The sequence below is a fragment of the Streptomyces europaeiscabiei genome (assembly GCF_001550375.1).
Lineage (GTDB): Bacteria > Actinomycetota > Actinomycetes > Streptomycetales > Streptomycetaceae > Streptomyces > Streptomyces europaeiscabiei.
Genome location: NZ_LRTR01000670.1, coordinates 15,139 through 29,507, shown reverse-complemented (window position 1 = coordinate 29,507; position 14,369 = coordinate 15,139). Strand labels below are relative to the sequence as shown.

General features: G+C 66.2%; 19 protein-coding genes. 12 read left to right on the top strand and 7 right to left on the bottom strand.

All coding sequences use genetic code 11. The features are described 5' to 3' along the window. Positions 1-262: 262 nt before the first annotated feature. From AWZ10_RS32870 to AWZ10_RS51755, 4 genes are all read right to left on the bottom strand, one after another. The gene (locus tag AWZ10_RS32870) at positions 263-751 is read right to left on the bottom strand and encodes a hypothetical protein (RefSeq protein WP_234361161.1); all 489 of its coding nucleotides are present in this window, start codon (positions 749-751) and stop codon (positions 263-265) included. A gap of 298 nt (positions 752-1,049) precedes the next feature. Then, entirely contained in the window at positions 1,050-1,265 is a 216-nt protein-coding gene (locus AWZ10_RS48505) for a hypothetical protein (RefSeq protein WP_079076821.1), read from the bottom strand. A 913-nt stretch (positions 1,266-2,178) separates the two neighbouring features. Further along, positions 2,179-2,802 carry a hypothetical protein gene (locus AWZ10_RS51760; RefSeq protein WP_159058434.1) on the bottom strand — a complete coding sequence of 208 codons (624 nt, stop codon included), beginning with the start codon at positions 2,800-2,802 and terminating at the stop codon, positions 2,179-2,181. 1,156 nt (positions 2,803-3,958) lie between these two features. After that, positions 3,959-4,222 (bottom strand): hypothetical protein, encoded by a 264-nt coding sequence (locus tag AWZ10_RS51755; protein ID WP_159058433.1) that lies wholly within the window; start codon positions 4,220-4,222, stop codon positions 3,959-3,961. A gap of 204 nt (positions 4,223-4,426) precedes the next feature. Here AWZ10_RS51755 and AWZ10_RS51750 point away from each other — a divergent pair, with 204 nt between their 5' ends. Continuing rightward, positions 4,427-5,491 (top strand): hypothetical protein, encoded by a 1,065-nt coding sequence (locus AWZ10_RS51750; RefSeq protein ID WP_159058432.1) that lies wholly within the window; start codon positions 4,427-4,429, stop codon positions 5,489-5,491. A gap of 384 nt (positions 5,492-5,875) precedes the next feature. Here AWZ10_RS51750 and AWZ10_RS48495 read toward each other — a convergent pair whose 3' ends face one another. Genes AWZ10_RS48495 through AWZ10_RS32855 form a run of 3 tightly spaced genes read right to left on the bottom strand, consistent with a single transcriptional unit; the run spans position 5,876 to position 7,144 of the window. After that, positions 5,876-6,268 carry a hypothetical protein gene (locus tag AWZ10_RS48495; RefSeq protein ID WP_079104532.1) on the bottom strand — a complete coding sequence of 131 codons (393 nt, stop codon included), beginning with the start codon at positions 6,266-6,268 and terminating at the stop codon, positions 5,876-5,878. Beyond that, positions 6,262-6,690 carry an ATP-binding protein gene (locus AWZ10_RS32860; RefSeq protein WP_060892805.1) on the bottom strand — a complete coding sequence of 143 codons (429 nt, stop codon included), beginning with the start codon at positions 6,688-6,690 and terminating at the stop codon, positions 6,262-6,264. Before AWZ10_RS32860 ends, AWZ10_RS48495 begins: the two co-directional genes overlap by 7 nt. 46 nt (positions 6,691-6,736) lie before the next feature. Further along, positions 6,737-7,144, bottom strand: a complete 408-nt coding sequence (locus tag AWZ10_RS32855) for an NUDIX hydrolase (RefSeq protein ID WP_060892820.1) — start codon at positions 7,142-7,144, stop codon at positions 6,737-6,739. A gap of 107 nt (positions 7,145-7,251) precedes the next feature. Between AWZ10_RS32855 and AWZ10_RS32850 the strand changes: the two genes are divergently transcribed. The 11 genes from AWZ10_RS32850 to AWZ10_RS32795 all read left to right on the top strand — a co-directional run bounded on the left by AWZ10_RS32850 (position 7,252) and on the right by AWZ10_RS32795 (position 14,334). Continuing rightward, entirely contained in the window at positions 7,252-8,040 is a 789-nt protein-coding gene (locus AWZ10_RS32850; protein ID WP_060892804.1) for a GntR family transcriptional regulator, read from the top strand. Positions 8,041-8,208: 168 nt separating this feature from the next. Next, positions 8,209-8,565: an SCO3933 family regulatory protein gene (locus AWZ10_RS32845; protein WP_060892803.1), complete on the top strand. Its 357-nt coding sequence runs from the start codon at positions 8,209-8,211 to the stop codon at positions 8,563-8,565. Then, positions 8,565-9,941, top strand: coding sequence for an FtsK/SpoIIIE domain-containing protein (locus AWZ10_RS32840; RefSeq protein WP_060892802.1), 1,377 nt, complete (start codon positions 8,565-8,567; stop codon positions 9,939-9,941). The genes AWZ10_RS32845 and AWZ10_RS32840 overlap by 1 nt, the downstream gene beginning before the upstream one ends. Before the next feature lie 88 nt (positions 9,942-10,029). After that, on the top strand, positions 10,030-10,695 hold the full coding sequence (locus AWZ10_RS32835) for a DUF2637 domain-containing protein (protein ID WP_060892801.1): 666 nt from the start codon (positions 10,030-10,032) through the stop codon (positions 10,693-10,695). Between the two features lie 3 nt (positions 10,696-10,698). Then, complete coding sequence (locus AWZ10_RS32830; RefSeq protein WP_060892800.1) at positions 10,699-10,884, top strand: hypothetical protein; 186 nt, start codon at positions 10,699-10,701, stop codon at positions 10,882-10,884. Then, positions 10,884-11,075: a mobile element transfer protein gene (locus AWZ10_RS32825; protein WP_107417542.1), complete on the top strand. Its 192-nt coding sequence runs from the start codon at positions 10,884-10,886 to the stop codon at positions 11,073-11,075. The genes AWZ10_RS32830 and AWZ10_RS32825 overlap by 1 nt, the downstream gene beginning before the upstream one ends. Before the next feature lie 16 nt (positions 11,076-11,091). Next, complete coding sequence (locus tag AWZ10_RS32820; protein WP_013002341.1) at positions 11,092-11,286, top strand: hypothetical protein; 195 nt, start codon at positions 11,092-11,094, stop codon at positions 11,284-11,286. A gap of 25 nt (positions 11,287-11,311) precedes the next feature. Beyond that, a complete protein-coding gene (locus AWZ10_RS32815; RefSeq protein ID WP_060892798.1) occupies positions 11,312-11,557 on the top strand; it encodes a hypothetical protein in 246 nt (81 codons plus the stop codon). Positions 11,558-11,712: 155 nt separating this feature from the next. Further along, positions 11,713-12,996, top strand: coding sequence for a replication initiator (locus AWZ10_RS32805; protein ID WP_079104531.1), 1,284 nt, complete (start codon positions 11,713-11,715; stop codon positions 12,994-12,996). Next, on the top strand, positions 12,989-13,171 hold the full coding sequence (locus AWZ10_RS32800; protein ID WP_037705495.1) for a helix-turn-helix domain-containing protein: 183 nt from the start codon (positions 12,989-12,991) through the stop codon (positions 13,169-13,171). Before AWZ10_RS32805 ends, AWZ10_RS32800 begins: the two co-directional genes overlap by 8 nt. Next, the gene (locus AWZ10_RS32795) at positions 13,171-14,334 is read left to right on the top strand and encodes a tyrosine-type recombinase/integrase (protein ID WP_107417540.1); all 1,164 of its coding nucleotides are present in this window, start codon (positions 13,171-13,173) and stop codon (positions 14,332-14,334) included. Before AWZ10_RS32800 ends, AWZ10_RS32795 begins: the two co-directional genes overlap by 1 nt. Positions 14,335-14,369 lie beyond the last annotated feature (35 nt).

Below are 14,369 nucleotides of genomic sequence, written 5' to 3'. Positions count from 1 at the left end.
GTTACTCCGTCCAAGGAAGCGCTCTGACTTGGTTCGTTGTGACCGGGAATCAAGCCGCCAGCGATCTTGAAAACCGTCGTGGCGCGAGTCACCGTGGGTTCAAATCCCACACCCACCGCATAGGTGAACGGCCCCTGACCAGGTCATATGGTCAGGGGCCGTTGTGCTGTGCGGTACCCGCTCGTCACCGTGGTTCCCCGCGACTTCCCGCACGATCGGGCACGGGCTTCGTTGTTGTGCCCTCGTGGCTACCGGATCTTCATCAGGAGAGACCGCTGGCCCTTCGCAAGTGATCGGTAATCTCATCTCGGGTCCGCATCAACCGCCGGGCAGGCTCCACCAGGGGCGTGCCATCGCCTGAGCGCTCAACCGCAACAAGCAGCCGGTAGAGAGGGGCGATCTGATCTTCCAACGACTTCACCAGGCCGAAGGCGCTACGCGGTCCTACGAGGCGGACCATCGTGCCGTGCCGTCGCACTTGGGCTATGTGGCTGTCTATCGCCGTGACAACCTCTTGCATCTCGGCGCTGTGGCCCTCGCCGAACTGTTCGGCCGTCTGCCGGAGAGTACGTGCGATGTCCGTGACCGCCTGCAAGAGATCGGCGTACGCCTGGAGTGACCGGGCCTCTTGATCGGTATGCCGGGTCCGCTGCCACTTGCCGCGCTCCAAGTACACGTTGCCTACGAGGGTCAGCGCGACTCCAGCCAGCGCGGATGCCACCGGGAGTACTTGAGTTGCCAGATCAGCCACGGAACAGGAGTGTGCCACTCCTGAGCGTTTCGTTGCGGGCCCATATGGCCTTGTGGGTCACTCACTTGGCTTCTGGGAGCCGCACTCGGCAGGATTCGAACCTGCAACCTGCTGATCCGTAGCTCGACAGAGATCGGCCAACGGGGGTCATAGAAGCCGTCGTTGGGCCTCTCAGGGGGCTGTCGGTCATGGTCGATTGCTGGCGTCGCTGGGGTTGCTGTACCGCAGCTCATCAGCTGTCGCCCCGGCAATGTCCCACCGGGGGCACTTGAGCAAGCAGGATGGCCGCGTGGCGTCGCTACGACGAGGCATTCGGGCGCCGACGCCCGGAGAGCCGGCGCCAAGCCACCAAGAGATTGGTCACGAGTAGCGTCGCTCCCGCCAGGGGCCAACCCACAGATCCACCGTCACGGTAGGTCTGGATGCCCACTGCCAGCGCTATGACGCCGATCACCGGACCCATCAGGTCCATGACGGCGTCCAGACGATCTGCGATCTTCGACAGGTTGGCCACGGCTTGATCGTGACAGGTCAACGCCGCATCTGCACAGAGCTGCCGCTGCCCGGTGTTTGACCACGGCAAGCCGCGACGGCCGGACCGCCGTCGCAGATCCAATGCCCTCAGCTTGGGAAGCTTGGGTTCTACGGGGTCGACAGTCCCGCTGACCTGCTGCTGAGCGGCGTCATGGCCTGAGGGCGTCTCTGGGTGGGTGACCGCTGTTCCCCGTGGTTCCCCGCTGTATCTGGCACGGTTCTGGCGCGACACGTAACTCTGTGGCCGCAGTGTGGCGTCTCGCTCGATGATTGGGCCATGGATGCTGTCGTTCAGCGGGTGTGCACGTCGTGGACGAAGAAGTCGCGTGGCGGATCTGAAGCTGCTCGCAGAAACGCCGCCCCAACGGCCTTCTTGCTGCCTGCGGGCTTGAGTTCTGCCCTCCACGGGGTCGCCATGCGGGAGTCCGATTCCTTCGAGCCTCGTACACAGGTGCAGGATCTGTCGGCAACCGGGACGGTTCTCCGCGAGGTAGATGGGCTGCTGCGCGTGGATCCTCCAGAGGTGAGCATGTTTGCCATGCCACGACGCAATCGGCGCCCGCCCGCCGTTCGTCTGGCTCCTGGCCAATGGTTGCAATGGCAGATCAACTACCGGTTCGTTGGCCGTTGTGACGGAGCCTGGTCCTATCGACTGGAGACGTTCAACATCCTTTACGGCCCTGCGACGCCCGACGTGTTCCTAGGTGTGCCGGCACGTCACGTAGACGAGCGGCGGTCCCTGCGCTGAGCTGCGTCACCAATACAGCAACGGCTCCGGAGGCCCCTTGAGACGGGGGCAACGCAGCAGGTCACGGGCCTGCACGTGGCAGATCAGGCGGGACGAGTCCACGGATAGGCCATGGCCGACTGAGCACTGCGTCAGATTTCTTGGATCACCAGGATTCTGACTTGCAGGTCTTCTCGTTACTTCCCTTCCGAATCACCTCAACGGGATCCGATCGTTCACCTGGAAGAGTGCCGTATTCAATGCGCCACCTGGCTGCACCGGGGACGGGTGAAACCTTGTCATCATAGTCGGTTACGTTTACGGCCGATTTGATCACCATTGAATTGATGTCATCAGACAAGAGAATTGCGAAGATCCGATAGTGGACATTGACGCGATTCTCGCCACCGACATTGACTTGGGCAACCTTCCAGCTACCCTTTCCTCTTGTGCTCGTTTGAGTGGCCTCTCCCTTGCCTACGAGGGTGAAGCGCTTGTCGCCCTCTGCGCTCGAACCTGGCATTACGGCGACCCAGAGATGTTTCCCTTTCGGGATGATTCCATGACCTGAGGCAATTTCCAGACAGCGAGGAATAATTGAACCGTCGCCGGGCTCGTCAAGTGTAATCGATCTATCTGGCTCACTTTTCTCAGGAAACAGAGTCCGCCAGTTCACCAGGAGCGTCGTTACAGTTAGCGCGATCGCAACTACGGCCGTGATCGTCTTACGGACTGCTGTACCAGTTACAAACCGCCAGGCATCCCGTATCCGCTGCTGAAAGGTTGACATGATGGCAGCTTGGCTGTTCGCAACAACCCGTAAACCGCTACCGGTTCCGCTGTGACAATGTCGTTACGATCTGTAATTGCACGCCGCTTCATGCCCACTGTGGAGGCCGATTGGGACTCACTTGGCGAGACAAGACCCGTCCTCTTGCCCTGGGTCTTGTCGGGGATCTTGGTGAGCTGGGTTTTTTGCTGGTCAGGGGTTGTGGGCTCGTGGGCCTGGTGGTCGTCGTTGGTCGTCCTTGGCCACTGTTGAGCGCCCTCGGACGGCCCAGAGACGGCCCAGCCTTGATCGGCTACGGTGCGGCGCTCGACTGACGGCGGCGCCTTCGATGCGGTCCGCCGGAGCCCCAGCCGACGAAAGTCAGCCACGACGGCGGGTGCGCAAGCCGACTGGGCGCGCGTGTGCCTCGCTGCACCCCCACCGGCCTCAGCCACGCTATCGGTGCCGTCGACCAGAGCAAGCCGCGACGGCCGGCCCGTGAAGGCGACTCGGGGGCCATCCACCCTCAAAGCTCTCAGCTTGGGAAGCTGCGATCATTGGGGCCTCATAGTGGCGCTGACCTGGCCGTTCGCATGACACCAGGTCACATCACCGTTGGTCGCCTTCACCGTGATTCCCCGCTGTTCCCCGCTCCAACTGGTGCGCTTGTGGTGCGTCGGTCGTGGGCAAGTCCGATCGTCAACTTGCCGGCTCCCCTGTACAGATCCGCGCGGAGACGCTCCATGGCCGCTTCAAGGCGTGGGCCGTACTCGGGCATGAAGATCTCGCTCAGCGACTTTGTTCAGCGTTCCGGGGATCGCGTAGATCGGCGACCAGACGGCTCGGTCGTGCAACCTGAGCAGTCCTCGGATCTTCACAGCATCGCCGCACAGGGTGCTCGACGAAGTTGCGATTAGGCATGCAACTACCTTGCGTGGTTCTTGACATATGTTCATAGATCCGGGGCGAAGGCAGTCTCATCCACCGTGTCATTGCTGGTGCCAGACTCCTCAAGTTCGAAGACGGCAGCCTCGATGACACAGGCATGATGTACTACCCATAAGGACGCTATCTACGAGGCTCGCAAACGCGCCAGGGGCAAGAGCCACACTCGGGCAGCCCTTGCCCGCCGCCGGGTCAGCGCGCCCTGACCACTATTACTAGGGAAATCCCCCCCTCACTTTTGGTGATCCGTCAGTAGTCCGATAAGCCAGGTGAAGGTTGACCGTGCCGCGCCGCTCGCCGCGCCGCCCAGAATCGAAGACAAAATCGCGCTCTGTTTCCACATCTGTACCAGGCGGAGCGAATCTGATTCTGTTCGAGCATCCGCCACTTGTTCGCGCTTGGCAAGCCCGGTGAAGTGGCGCTTATCGGGCTCGCGTTCCGCATCCGGCGTGCAGCGATAAAAGCGATGGCCAAGAATTCTCCTCATGGTGATCACGCTCGCCTTCTCGGGTTGGGTGGGCATGGTTGCCCGTCCGATGCCTCGATGTTGGGCGACGGAAGGCGGTTGCCTCTAGGCGCAACTAGGTTTTGCTTTTCTAAGAAAATCGGCAGGTCTGTGACGTAGGCTGTTGCCTGTTGAGGCAACGAGCGGCCGAGTGCGTCAGGGTCGGCTGCGGCTGTTCGGGGGGAGTTGAGGGCTGTGGACTCAAGAGAACAACGTGAGGCGAGGCAGCGGTTCGCCCGTGCGCTGGATGAGCTGGTGAATTGCTATACAGCTTCCGATGGAAACAGTAAAGGATCTTTGGCTCTAGGAGTTGGGTGTAAAGCCCCGAATCTATCCAAATATATTCACGGGACTGCACTTCCTCCTGCGAGCTTCCTGAGGAACCTCGGAGAATTCCTGACGAGCGCGGGAATTCAACTCTCCGATGCTGAATTTACGGAGCTTGGTGAATTGCATCATCGGGCGCATATGATTGCTTCGCCGTCTCAACATCAGGCCGCCTATCTTGTCGATTGCCTCAGAGTTGTCGAAGGCCAGGTGGATGAGTTGCGTTCTCGCCTAAATCGCGACAAGGGTCGAATGGTCGCCCCCCTGGAGCGGGAATCGGTCATGCTGAGGATGCGTGAACTCGACCGGGAAGTGCGGATTCTCCAGGATGATTTGACCCTAGCTCGATCCCGACTTCGGGGAATGTCCGGAAGAAGGGAAGTGGACCTTGCCGGAGTCAAGTTGCCCGTCTTGCAGCGTATGAACCTTCGTAGCAGGAGAACAGACGCGGCCCTTGAAGAGGCCGAACTGGAAGCAAGGAAAATCGAGCGAAGCCTGCGCCAGTTGGAGCAAGAAGGGGCAACGGAACACGAGAAGCGCACCGAGCTGACGATCGGTGATCCGGCTGCGCTGACGTGGCACCTAGACAACGCGGACGTTCCCGCTCAACTGAGCCAGGCGCTGCGCACATTACGGGAGCGTGCCGGAGGTGCTGAAGCCTGGCCGGTGCTGCGTATGGCGGAGACCGCCTATCCCGAGCTGCGGACCATCAAGGAAGCGCTTGAGGACACCCTGGAGAGAGCCCTGGACGCTACCGCCTTGCTTGCTGACGAACACCGTTTGAAAGCACTGGTCACTGCGATGGGTGCGTCGGATAGCGAGACTCTGGCCTTCACCGCTGCCTACGTACGAATCCGGCAAAGCCGCCCGCCCATTCCCCTAATGCCGGCCCGGCGCACCCGGAAATGGCTCCGCCTGCCACGCTGGCTCTGAGCGTATTCGGGTCGGTGACGCGCGACGTCTGTTGAGTAGCCAAGGTCGGCGGAGCGGCTTTGGGGTGGCGCTGCTTTGGCGTGAGTGATCATGGCCCCGTAAGCTTCCGGCGCGTCGGGCAGTCTGTGGACCTGCCCGGTAAAGCACGACGTTGGGGCCATGATCTTCGAGGCTCGCGCCAAAGTGGCTCCGTAAAGCCGCGGAGCCGACCGCCCAAGCCACGACGTACCCTTTCTCTGGCATCAGGTGGCTGTATGCCCTGAGCGCGGCACGGGCGCCGGCCGGGCTGAAGCGGGGCGGAGACAGGAGTGCAGGCCCGGCCGGGGGTCGGGCCGCGCGCGACGCGCTTGCGCGGCGCCTTGAACCAGTAGAGAAAGTTGTAACTCAGTCGGTCTGCTGGGGCGGTCGGGGCTTGAAGTCGTATGCGCAAGCTGGGAGTTCTGTGCCTTGGCGGTGTGCGAGGGGTAGGAAAATCGCTGGTCGGATTGTCCATGTGATGCGGGTGGTGAAGAAGGTGACGGACACGGTGCAGGGCTCGGAGCGCAGGAGGGCTCGTCGTGTCTCTATGCGGCCGTCGTACAGCCACTGCCATGCCTGCTCGGATGCTTCCGGGTCGAATGCCGGTGAGATCGTGCGGAGCGCGACGGCAACCCATCGGTCGGCCTGGGGTGCCGTGTAGGCATCGAATGACGCCCGCAGTTCCAGCCCGCCCTCGTCGGCGAGGTCTTTGGTCCAGCACTCGCACCAGTAGCCCCGGCGGGCTTCGCCGTTCAGCACAGGTGGTCTCCCGGGCGGGTGCCGGTGAACAGTTCCGCGGTGACCGTGTAGCCGCCCTCGCTGCCGTGGACCACGACTCGGTGGGCGAGTGCGGTGACCATGCCCAGGCCCCGGCCGTGTTCGGCCGTCTCGTCCTGGTGCTCGGCCTTGGGGGCCGTTCCGGTTCCTCCGCCGTCCGTGACCGACAGGGCGATCACCTGCCGGGTCACCGCGAGGGCCAGGTGGAAGCTGCCGGATTCCATGCCGCTGGCCGTGTGGAGGATCGCGTTCGCGCTCAGCTCGCTCACGATCAGCTCGGCGTCGTCGGCCAAAGGGGATCCGCGCAGGATGTCGCGGGTCCAGCGGCGGGCCCGGCTCACCTCTTCCGGAAATCCTGGGCAAGTGAGTCCCCAGACCCGGGCGGTGCTCGTATACTCGTGCATATAAGTTCCTTCATGCTGGTAGGCCGCCATGTGCAGCGGGTTCGGGCTAGACGAGTTTCACGCCGTCGTGGGCGCGGATGGCCGGCGGGGATGCCGCGTCCAATGCGTCCAGGACGCGGATCGCGTATGCCTCGTCGGCAAGCTCGGTGACTTCTTCACGGGTGGCCCAGCGCAGTGCGCGGGTCTCGTCGCCGGTGGTCGGTGTGCCGTCGGCCGCTTCGCACCGGAAGACCAGCGAGACGATCAGGCCCGTCATGTTCTTGTAGACGCCGGTCAGGGTCGCGGGAAGCGCGATCTTGATGCCGGTCTCTTCGAGCACTTCACGCTGGAGGGCCTCGGGAAGAGTTTCCTCGCGTTCGAGGACTCCGCCCGGGGGTTCCCACTTGCCGTTGTCGCGGCGTTTGATCAAGAGGGCCCGGCCCTGGTCGTCGACGATGACTCCGGCGACGCTCACGGAGTGCGGACGGTCGGTGCTCACGTTCCTCGGCCCTCTCGGCTGGCTAGGCTCTCCACCGTAGCAACAACAATCGCCCACTCGTCTAGATATCTAAAGGAGTACACGTGCCCTCTCTTCCTTCCGGCTTCCTCGGTGATCTCGACCCCACGAGCGATCGTGCGGTGTTTCGGCAGATCGCCGACCAGTTGCGCGAGGCCATCGACCGGGGGCGGTTCAAGGAGGGTGAAAAGTTGCCCTCGGAGGCTGAGCTTGTTGACCACTACGGGGTATCCCGGATGACGGTCCGCAACTCCTTCTCCGTCCTCCAGGGCGAAGGGCTCGTGCACGCCGAGCACGGCAAGGGCGTCTTCGTCCGGCCCCGGCCGCCCGTGCGAAGGCTCGCCTCCGACCGGTTCGCCCGGCGCCACCGCGAGCAGGGCAAGGCTGCCTTCATCGTCGAAGCCAACGCCGCCGGCAGTCACCCGCAGGTCGACAGCCTTGAGGTCAAGGAAGAGAAGGCCAGTCAGGACGTCTCCACTCGGCTCGGCTCCGTGCGGCGGGTGCTGGCTCGTCGGCGGCGCTATCTGCTCGACGGGCGGCCGGTCGAGTTCGCCACCTCGTATCTGCCGCTCGACATCGCCCGCGGTACGCCGATCGCTGAGCCGAACCCCGGGCCCGGCGGTATCTACGCCCGTCTCGAAGAGCTGGGCCACCGGCTCGACCACTTCGAGGAGGAGATTCGCGCCCGGATGCCCTCACCGGCTGAGGTGAAGACGCTTCGGCTGGCCTCCGGCGTGCCGGTGATCCATCTGATCCGTACCGCCTTCAACGCCGAGGGGCGGGCCGTGGAGGTCTGCGACACGGTCATGGCGGCGGACGCGTACGTGCTGTCGTATCAGCTTCCGGCGACGTGATGAGGTGATTTGCGGTGGTGCGCGGGGGACGCTTCTCCGACTCGTACACCCCAACAGGCATACTCGTATAGACGAGTGGGCAAGTGGTGTGGCAGGGTGGTCCGCATGAGCCCGGAGATCGGGTTCGCAGACCGCATCATGTATAGACGAGTAGATGGGTGATTTGCCTTGCGCACCATTCGTGTTGAGACCTCGGCCGCCACGATCCTGCTGACCGAGGCCCCTGAGCCCAAGGTCCGGGACCGGCAGACGGGCGAGATCGCCAAGGACGCCGTCAGCGGTGAGGCGCTGATGACGCTCGGCGTCGTCTACATCGAGGACGGGGAGTCGTCGCTGGTCAAGGTCACCGTTCCTGAGGGCGGTGTGGCTGAGGGGCTGGCGCTGGGGGCGCCGGTCTCGCTGCCGGGGCTGGTCGCCCGGCCGTGGGAGAGCGTGTTCAACGGGCAGCAGCGGCATGGCATCGCCTTCCGTGCCGCCGCCGTGACTCCGGCCGCCTTCCCGGCCGCCATGGGAGCCACCGCCTGATGTCCGATCTGGTGACTCTTCTGGAGGTGGGTGGTCCTGTCGCCGCGCTCGGTGGCGGGGCCGCCTACACCCGGGCCAAGTACCCTCGCGTGTACTGGCCCACGGTCGGCCTGCCGATATCCACCGCCCGGCTCCTCGGCTCCTACGGCGCGGTCATGGAGGCCTGCGGTCTCACCGTGGCGCCGTCCCGGCTGCGGGTCCTCGCTGTGAAGGCCACCACCCGGCGGGAGGTCCGGCCCGTTCCGCCCCGTCGGGGCATCATCCGGCCCACCTCGACCGGGCTGCGGCTTCGCCTCCGGCTCGCTCCCGGGCAGGAACCCGCCGACGTCGCCGCCTCGGCCGAACGGCTGCGGCACGCCTGGGGCGTTCACGCCGTGTACGTCTCGACCGTCAAGCCGGGCGTGGTCGAACTGCGGCTCGTCGGCTTCGACGTGCTGCGGAACGTGCGGATGCCTCGGAAGGCCGCCGCCGAACTCCTCAAGGTGCCCGTGGCACTGCGGGAGGACGCCACCCCGTTCGTGCGCGACTACCGCACCATCCCGCACCAACTCACCCTCGGCGCCACGCTCTCGGGCAAGTCCATGTACCTGCGACACCTGATCACCGGACTCGCCCGACAGCCCATCGCCCTGGTCGGCATCGACTGCAAGCGGGGCGTGGAGCTGGCGCCGTTCGCCTCCCGGCTCTCCGCCCTCGCCACCGACGCCGACGAAGCCGCCGAGCTGCTACCCGTGCTGGTCAAGGAGATGGAGGACCGATACGACCTGATCAAAGCCCGGCAGGGCATCGCCCCCGGCACCCCCGACGAGGAGATCACCTCCGACATCTGGGGCCTGCCCGACAGCGAACGCCCCGTGCCGATCGTGCTGTTCGTCGACGAGGTGGCAGAACTCTTCCTCGTCGCCACGAAGAAGGACGAGGAACGGCGCGACGAGATGGTCACCCAGCTCATCCGCTTTGCCCAGCTCGGCCGCGCCGCCGGGATCTACCTGGAGGTCTGCGGGCAGCGCTTCGGCGCCGAGCTGGGCAAGGGCGCCACCATGCTCCGGGCCCAGCTCACCGGCCGGGTCTGCCACCGCGTCAACGACGAAGCCTCCGCGAAGATGGCACTCGGCGACATCGCCCCTGAGGCGGTCTTCGCCGCCTGCGCCATCGCTCCCGAACTGCCCGGCCTGGCCGTGGCCGGTGACACCTCCGGCGGCTGGTCCCGCATCCGCACGCCATACCTGTCCCTCGGCGCCGCTGCCGGGATCTGCCGGGACTCGGCCCATCTGGTGCCCGACCTGCCCACGCTCAAGCCCTTCCGGCCCGACATCCCCGTACGGCCCGTGGAGTCCTCGGCCCCGACGGTGCAGCCGCACCCGGTGACCGACTGACCTTCGCCCACCCCTCACCCCGGTCGGCGTGACCGCCTCGCGCCAACTCCCTACCCCCGCCATGCCTGAAACCGGAAGGAGCCGCACCATGCGCGCCCAACTGGCCCGTGTCGACGCGGTGCTCGTCCAGGCGCTCATCGCCGCCGCGCTGTCCTTCGCCCACCTGCACGACATCGCCTCGGCTGCCGGTCAGGACGGGTGGAAAGCGTGGGCCTATCCCGTCTCGGTCGACCTGCTGCTCGTCGCCGCCTGGCGCCGACTGCGGACCGGTGAGGCGAAAGCGGCCGGGTGGTGCTGGTTCGTCATCGCCCTCACCGCCTCCCTCGGCGCGAACGTCGCCACCGCCGGCCTACTCGACCTCAACGATGTCCCGGCCTGGCTGCGCATCCTCGTCGCGGGCTGGCCCGCCGTCGCCTTCCTCGGCGGAACCCTCCTCGCCCACACTGCCCCCGCGACAACCGGCCAAGACCACAAGGACCGCGAGGACACGGAGCACACCGTGGACCAGGGGCACGCGCCCGAACTCGCCCCCGAGGAACCGCCGCCGACACCACCGGCCATCGAGCCACCGCCGCCCGAGCGGCCCGCCGTACCCGTCCCGGCCGCCCTGGTCGAACACGCCCGCAAGGTCGCCGCCGAACACCACACCCGCACCGGAACACCTATCGACACCCCGACCCTCCGGGCTCGCCTCGGCGTCCCCGCGCCCATGGCCGAAGCCATCGCCGCCCACCTCGCCCCGACCGGGAGCTGACCCGTGCCCCTCTTCTCTTTCAACACCGCCGCCGACTACCTCGAAGCAGCCCGCGAGATGGCCCTCAGCGGTCGGACCACGCTGGCCCGGCTCCTCGCCGAAGAAGCCGCCGACCGCGTCACGGACCCCGCCGAAGCCGCCCGCATCCTGCACGAATTCCCCGGCCCCAGCCTGCGACAGGAGGACTGATCATGCCCAACCGCCGCTTCCGCAACGGCACCCGCATCGGCCCCGTCCAGGTCGCCACGTCTTACGACGGCCGGGGCCGTGAAAAGCACACCGCCGCCTGTACGGCTCCGCGCTGCGGCTTCTCCGCCGACTACGACAGCCGAGCCGCCGCCGAGCTGGCCGCCCGCACCCACCGCTGCCCCGTCCGCTGAAAGGGAGCTCCGCACCGTGACCGTCAGCCTGCCGCTCGTCGTCGTCCTCGGCTTCTTCGCCTGGGGAGCGGTCAAGTTCCTCGGCGTCCGCACCTGGGTCGTCGTACTGATCGCCCTCTTCGGCTTCTACCTCTCGCAGACCTTCCTCGCTCCCGCCATCGAGTCCGGCACCCGCTCCGGCGTGGACGTCATAAACGGCTCACATACCTAGACGAGTAGATGAGGAGAGTCTGACCGTGTTCCTGCCCAAGTACCCCGACAGCGCCACCCCGCCGCCCGCACACACCCACGCCCCGGCCGATCCGATGCCCGTACGGCGCTCGCTCCCGGCGGTCTCCGTCAGTCCCGGAGTCGTGGCGGCCGTGGTCGTCGGCGGTGTCGTCCTCACCGCGCTCCTGGCCGCCGTCGCCGTCTCGGCCGTCTCCGTCGCCATCGCGGCCGTGGTCCTGCGCTCCTTGATCCGCGAACAGAACCGGCGCTGAACGCGCCCGGTACCCGGGGCGGCACACACGACCAAGCATCCGCCGCCCCGGGGCCATCACTCCTGACCGAGCCAGTCAGAAGGAGAATCGCCATCTTCACCCGCACCACACCGCCCCCGCTCCCGGAACTCGCGAAGCTGGCCGAGCACGGCACCCTGCCCGGTATCCTCCGCCAACTCTCCGGACTTGGTGGCTGCGTCAACCCGATCCGCCTCGACGGCCACCGCACCGAGCACGACGTCGACACCACGACCGGCGAGATCGGCCGCGTCCTCCAGCACCTCGACTCCACCCACCTCCCGGCCGGCCAACTCCTCGTCCGCTGCAACAACCGCCGCACGACTCGGTGCGCGGCCTGCTCCGAGGTCTACCGCCGCGACACCTTCCACCTGATCACCTCCGGCCTGCGCGGCGGCAAGGGCACCCCCGAACACGTCGCCACCCACCCCCGCGTCTTCGCCACCTTCACCGCCCCGAGCTTCGGCCCGGTCCACAACCGCCCCTCCAGCGGGCGCCCCTGCCGCTGCGGCACCCGCCACGACCAGGACTACGCCGAACTCGGTACCGCACTCGACCCGGACACCTACGACTACGAAGCGGCCGTTCTCTGGAACGCGCACGCCGGTCCGCTTTGGCGACGCTTCTCCACCTACCTGCGCCGAGAGGTCGCCAAGCGTGCGGGCCTGTCACAACGCCGGTTTCGCGACCACGCCCGCGTCTCCTTCGCCAAGGTCGCCGAGTACCAAAAGCGTGGCGCCGTCCACTTCCACGCCGTCATCCGCATCGACGGCCCCACCGGCGGCGACACCCCACCCCCGGCCTGGGCAACCGCCGAACTCCTCACCGACGCCATCGAGGCAGCGGCAGTCAAGGTTCGCGTGGACGGCCCGGCCATCGACGGACGCGCCCACACCTTCACCTTCGGCCGCCAACTCGACGTGCGCACCATCCGCTCCGCCGACTTCAACGACGGCCAGGAACTGACCGAACGCGCCGTCGCCTCGTACATCGCCAAGTACGCCACCAAGGGCGCCGAAACAGCCACGGGAGCTCTCGACCGACCGCTGAAGTTCGCCGCCGAGCTGGCTCATCTCGACATCAGCGACCACGCCCGCCGCCTCATCCGAACCGCCTGGACCCTCGGCGCACGCAAGAGCCTCGAACACCTCCGCCTACGAGCCTGGGCCCACATGCTCGGCTTCCGCGGCCACTTCTCCACCAAATCCCGCCGCTACTCCACCACCCTCGGCGCCCTCCGCGACGCCCGCGCCGAATGGCGCCGCGCCCAAGCCGCAACGGCCAACGGACCGGCGCCCGACACGACGTACGTCCTCGCCCACTGGGTCTTCGCCGGAACCGGACTCTCCGACACCGAAGCCTGGCTCGCCGAATCCCTCGCACCCGCCCCCGGAACAGAAGGAGAACCGACGCATGCGTGACGACGAGCTGCTGACCGTGGCTGACGTCATGGCGCGCCTCAAGCTCGGCCGGTCGACGGTCTACGACCTGATCCGCTCACGACGGCTCCCCTCGATCACCATCGGCCGTTGCCGCCGTATTCCCGCGCGGGCCCTCAGCGACTACATCACCCACGAAATGGAGGCGGCAGCCTGATGGCCGGCCAGCGCAAACGCAACCCGAACGGGGCGGGCACGATCACCAAGCGCAAGGATGGTCGCTTTCAGTGCGCCGTCTACGTGCTCCAGCCGGACGGCACCCGCGCCCGTAAGTTCGCCTACGGCAAGACCTGGGCCGAGTGCGACACCAAGCGCCGGGAGTTGCTCGCCAAGGTCGACCAGGGCGTGCCCGTGCCGACCCGCTCTGCCAAGCTCTCCGAGTGGCTGCCGTACTGGCTGGACAACGTGATCAAGCCTCGGCGGAAGCTCAGCACGTACGACAAGTACGAGTCACACGTTCGGCTCTACCTGGTGCCTCTGCTTGGTGCCAAGCGGCTCGAATCCCTCGGCGTCGCCGATGTACGCCGCTTCCTCGTCCGCCTGGAGAAGGAGGCCACCGCAGCAACAGCCAAGGAATCGCACCGCGTGCTGCGTTCCGCTCTGTCATCCGCCTGTCGAGAGGAGCTGATCGCGCGCAACGTCGCCAAGCTCGTCGAGCCGCCCTGTACGGACAACCGGGAGCTGATGCCCTGGAGCCTGGACGAGACGCTCGACTTCCTCGCCGCGTCCCGCAGAGACCCGCTCTACGCGGCCTTCGTGCTCGCCATCGCCATGGGCCTGCGCCGGGGAGAGATCATCGGTCTGCGCTGGTCTGACCTCGACCTCGAAAACCGCGTCCTCTACGTCCGCCAGCAGACCCAGCGACGCCGTGGTGTCCTGTACGACGACGACCCTAAGAGCCGTCGCCGACGTGTCGTCCCTCTGCCCGCACTCTGCGTCGCCCCGCTGCGCTGGCACCGCATGCGGCAGACCGCCGCTCGCGCCAAGGCGGGGGAGCAGTGGCACGAGTCGGGGTACGTCTTCACTACCCGCACCGGTCGCCAGGTCGAGCCTCGGAACGTCTACCGCTCCTTCACCCGCGTCGCCGAGACCGCCGGCCTTCGAGTCATCCGGCTCCATGACGCTCGGCACGGCACGGCCACCCTCCTCACGGCTGCCGGAGTCGCGCCCCGCGTCGTGATGGAGATCCTTGGGCACAGTCAGATCAGCATCACCATGGACGTGTACACGCACGTCGTGCAGGACACGCAGCGCGAGGCGATCAGCCACATGGATCGGCTGCTCAAGAGGCGGCCGGTTGCGAGTGACCGCCCTCGTTGATGTCAAAAGTGGATGTCAAAGGCCCCGGACCATGA

What these genes read in the sequence shown, in the direction of transcription:
- AWZ10_RS51760 (WP_159058434.1), bottom strand. Translation starts at nt 2,802, where the DNA reads ATGTCAACCTTTCAGCAGCGGATACGGGATGCCTGGCGGTTTGTAACT.
- AWZ10_RS32860 (WP_060892805.1), bottom strand. Translation starts at nt 6,690, where the DNA reads ATGCACGAGTATACGAGCACCGCCCGGGTCTGGGGACTCACTTGCCCA.
- AWZ10_RS32840 (WP_060892802.1), top strand. Translation starts at nt 8,565, where the DNA reads ATGTCCGATCTGGTGACTCTTCTGGAGGTGGGTGGTCCTGTCGCCGCG.
- AWZ10_RS32835 (WP_060892801.1), top strand. Translation starts at nt 10,030, where the DNA reads ATGCGCGCCCAACTGGCCCGTGTCGACGCGGTGCTCGTCCAGGCGCTC.
- AWZ10_RS32800 (WP_037705495.1), top strand. Translation starts at nt 12,989, where the DNA reads ATGCGTGACGACGAGCTGCTGACCGTGGCTGACGTCATGGCGCGCCTC.
- AWZ10_RS32795 (WP_107417540.1), top strand. Translation starts at nt 13,171, where the DNA reads ATGGCCGGCCAGCGCAAACGCAACCCGAACGGGGCGGGCACGATCACC.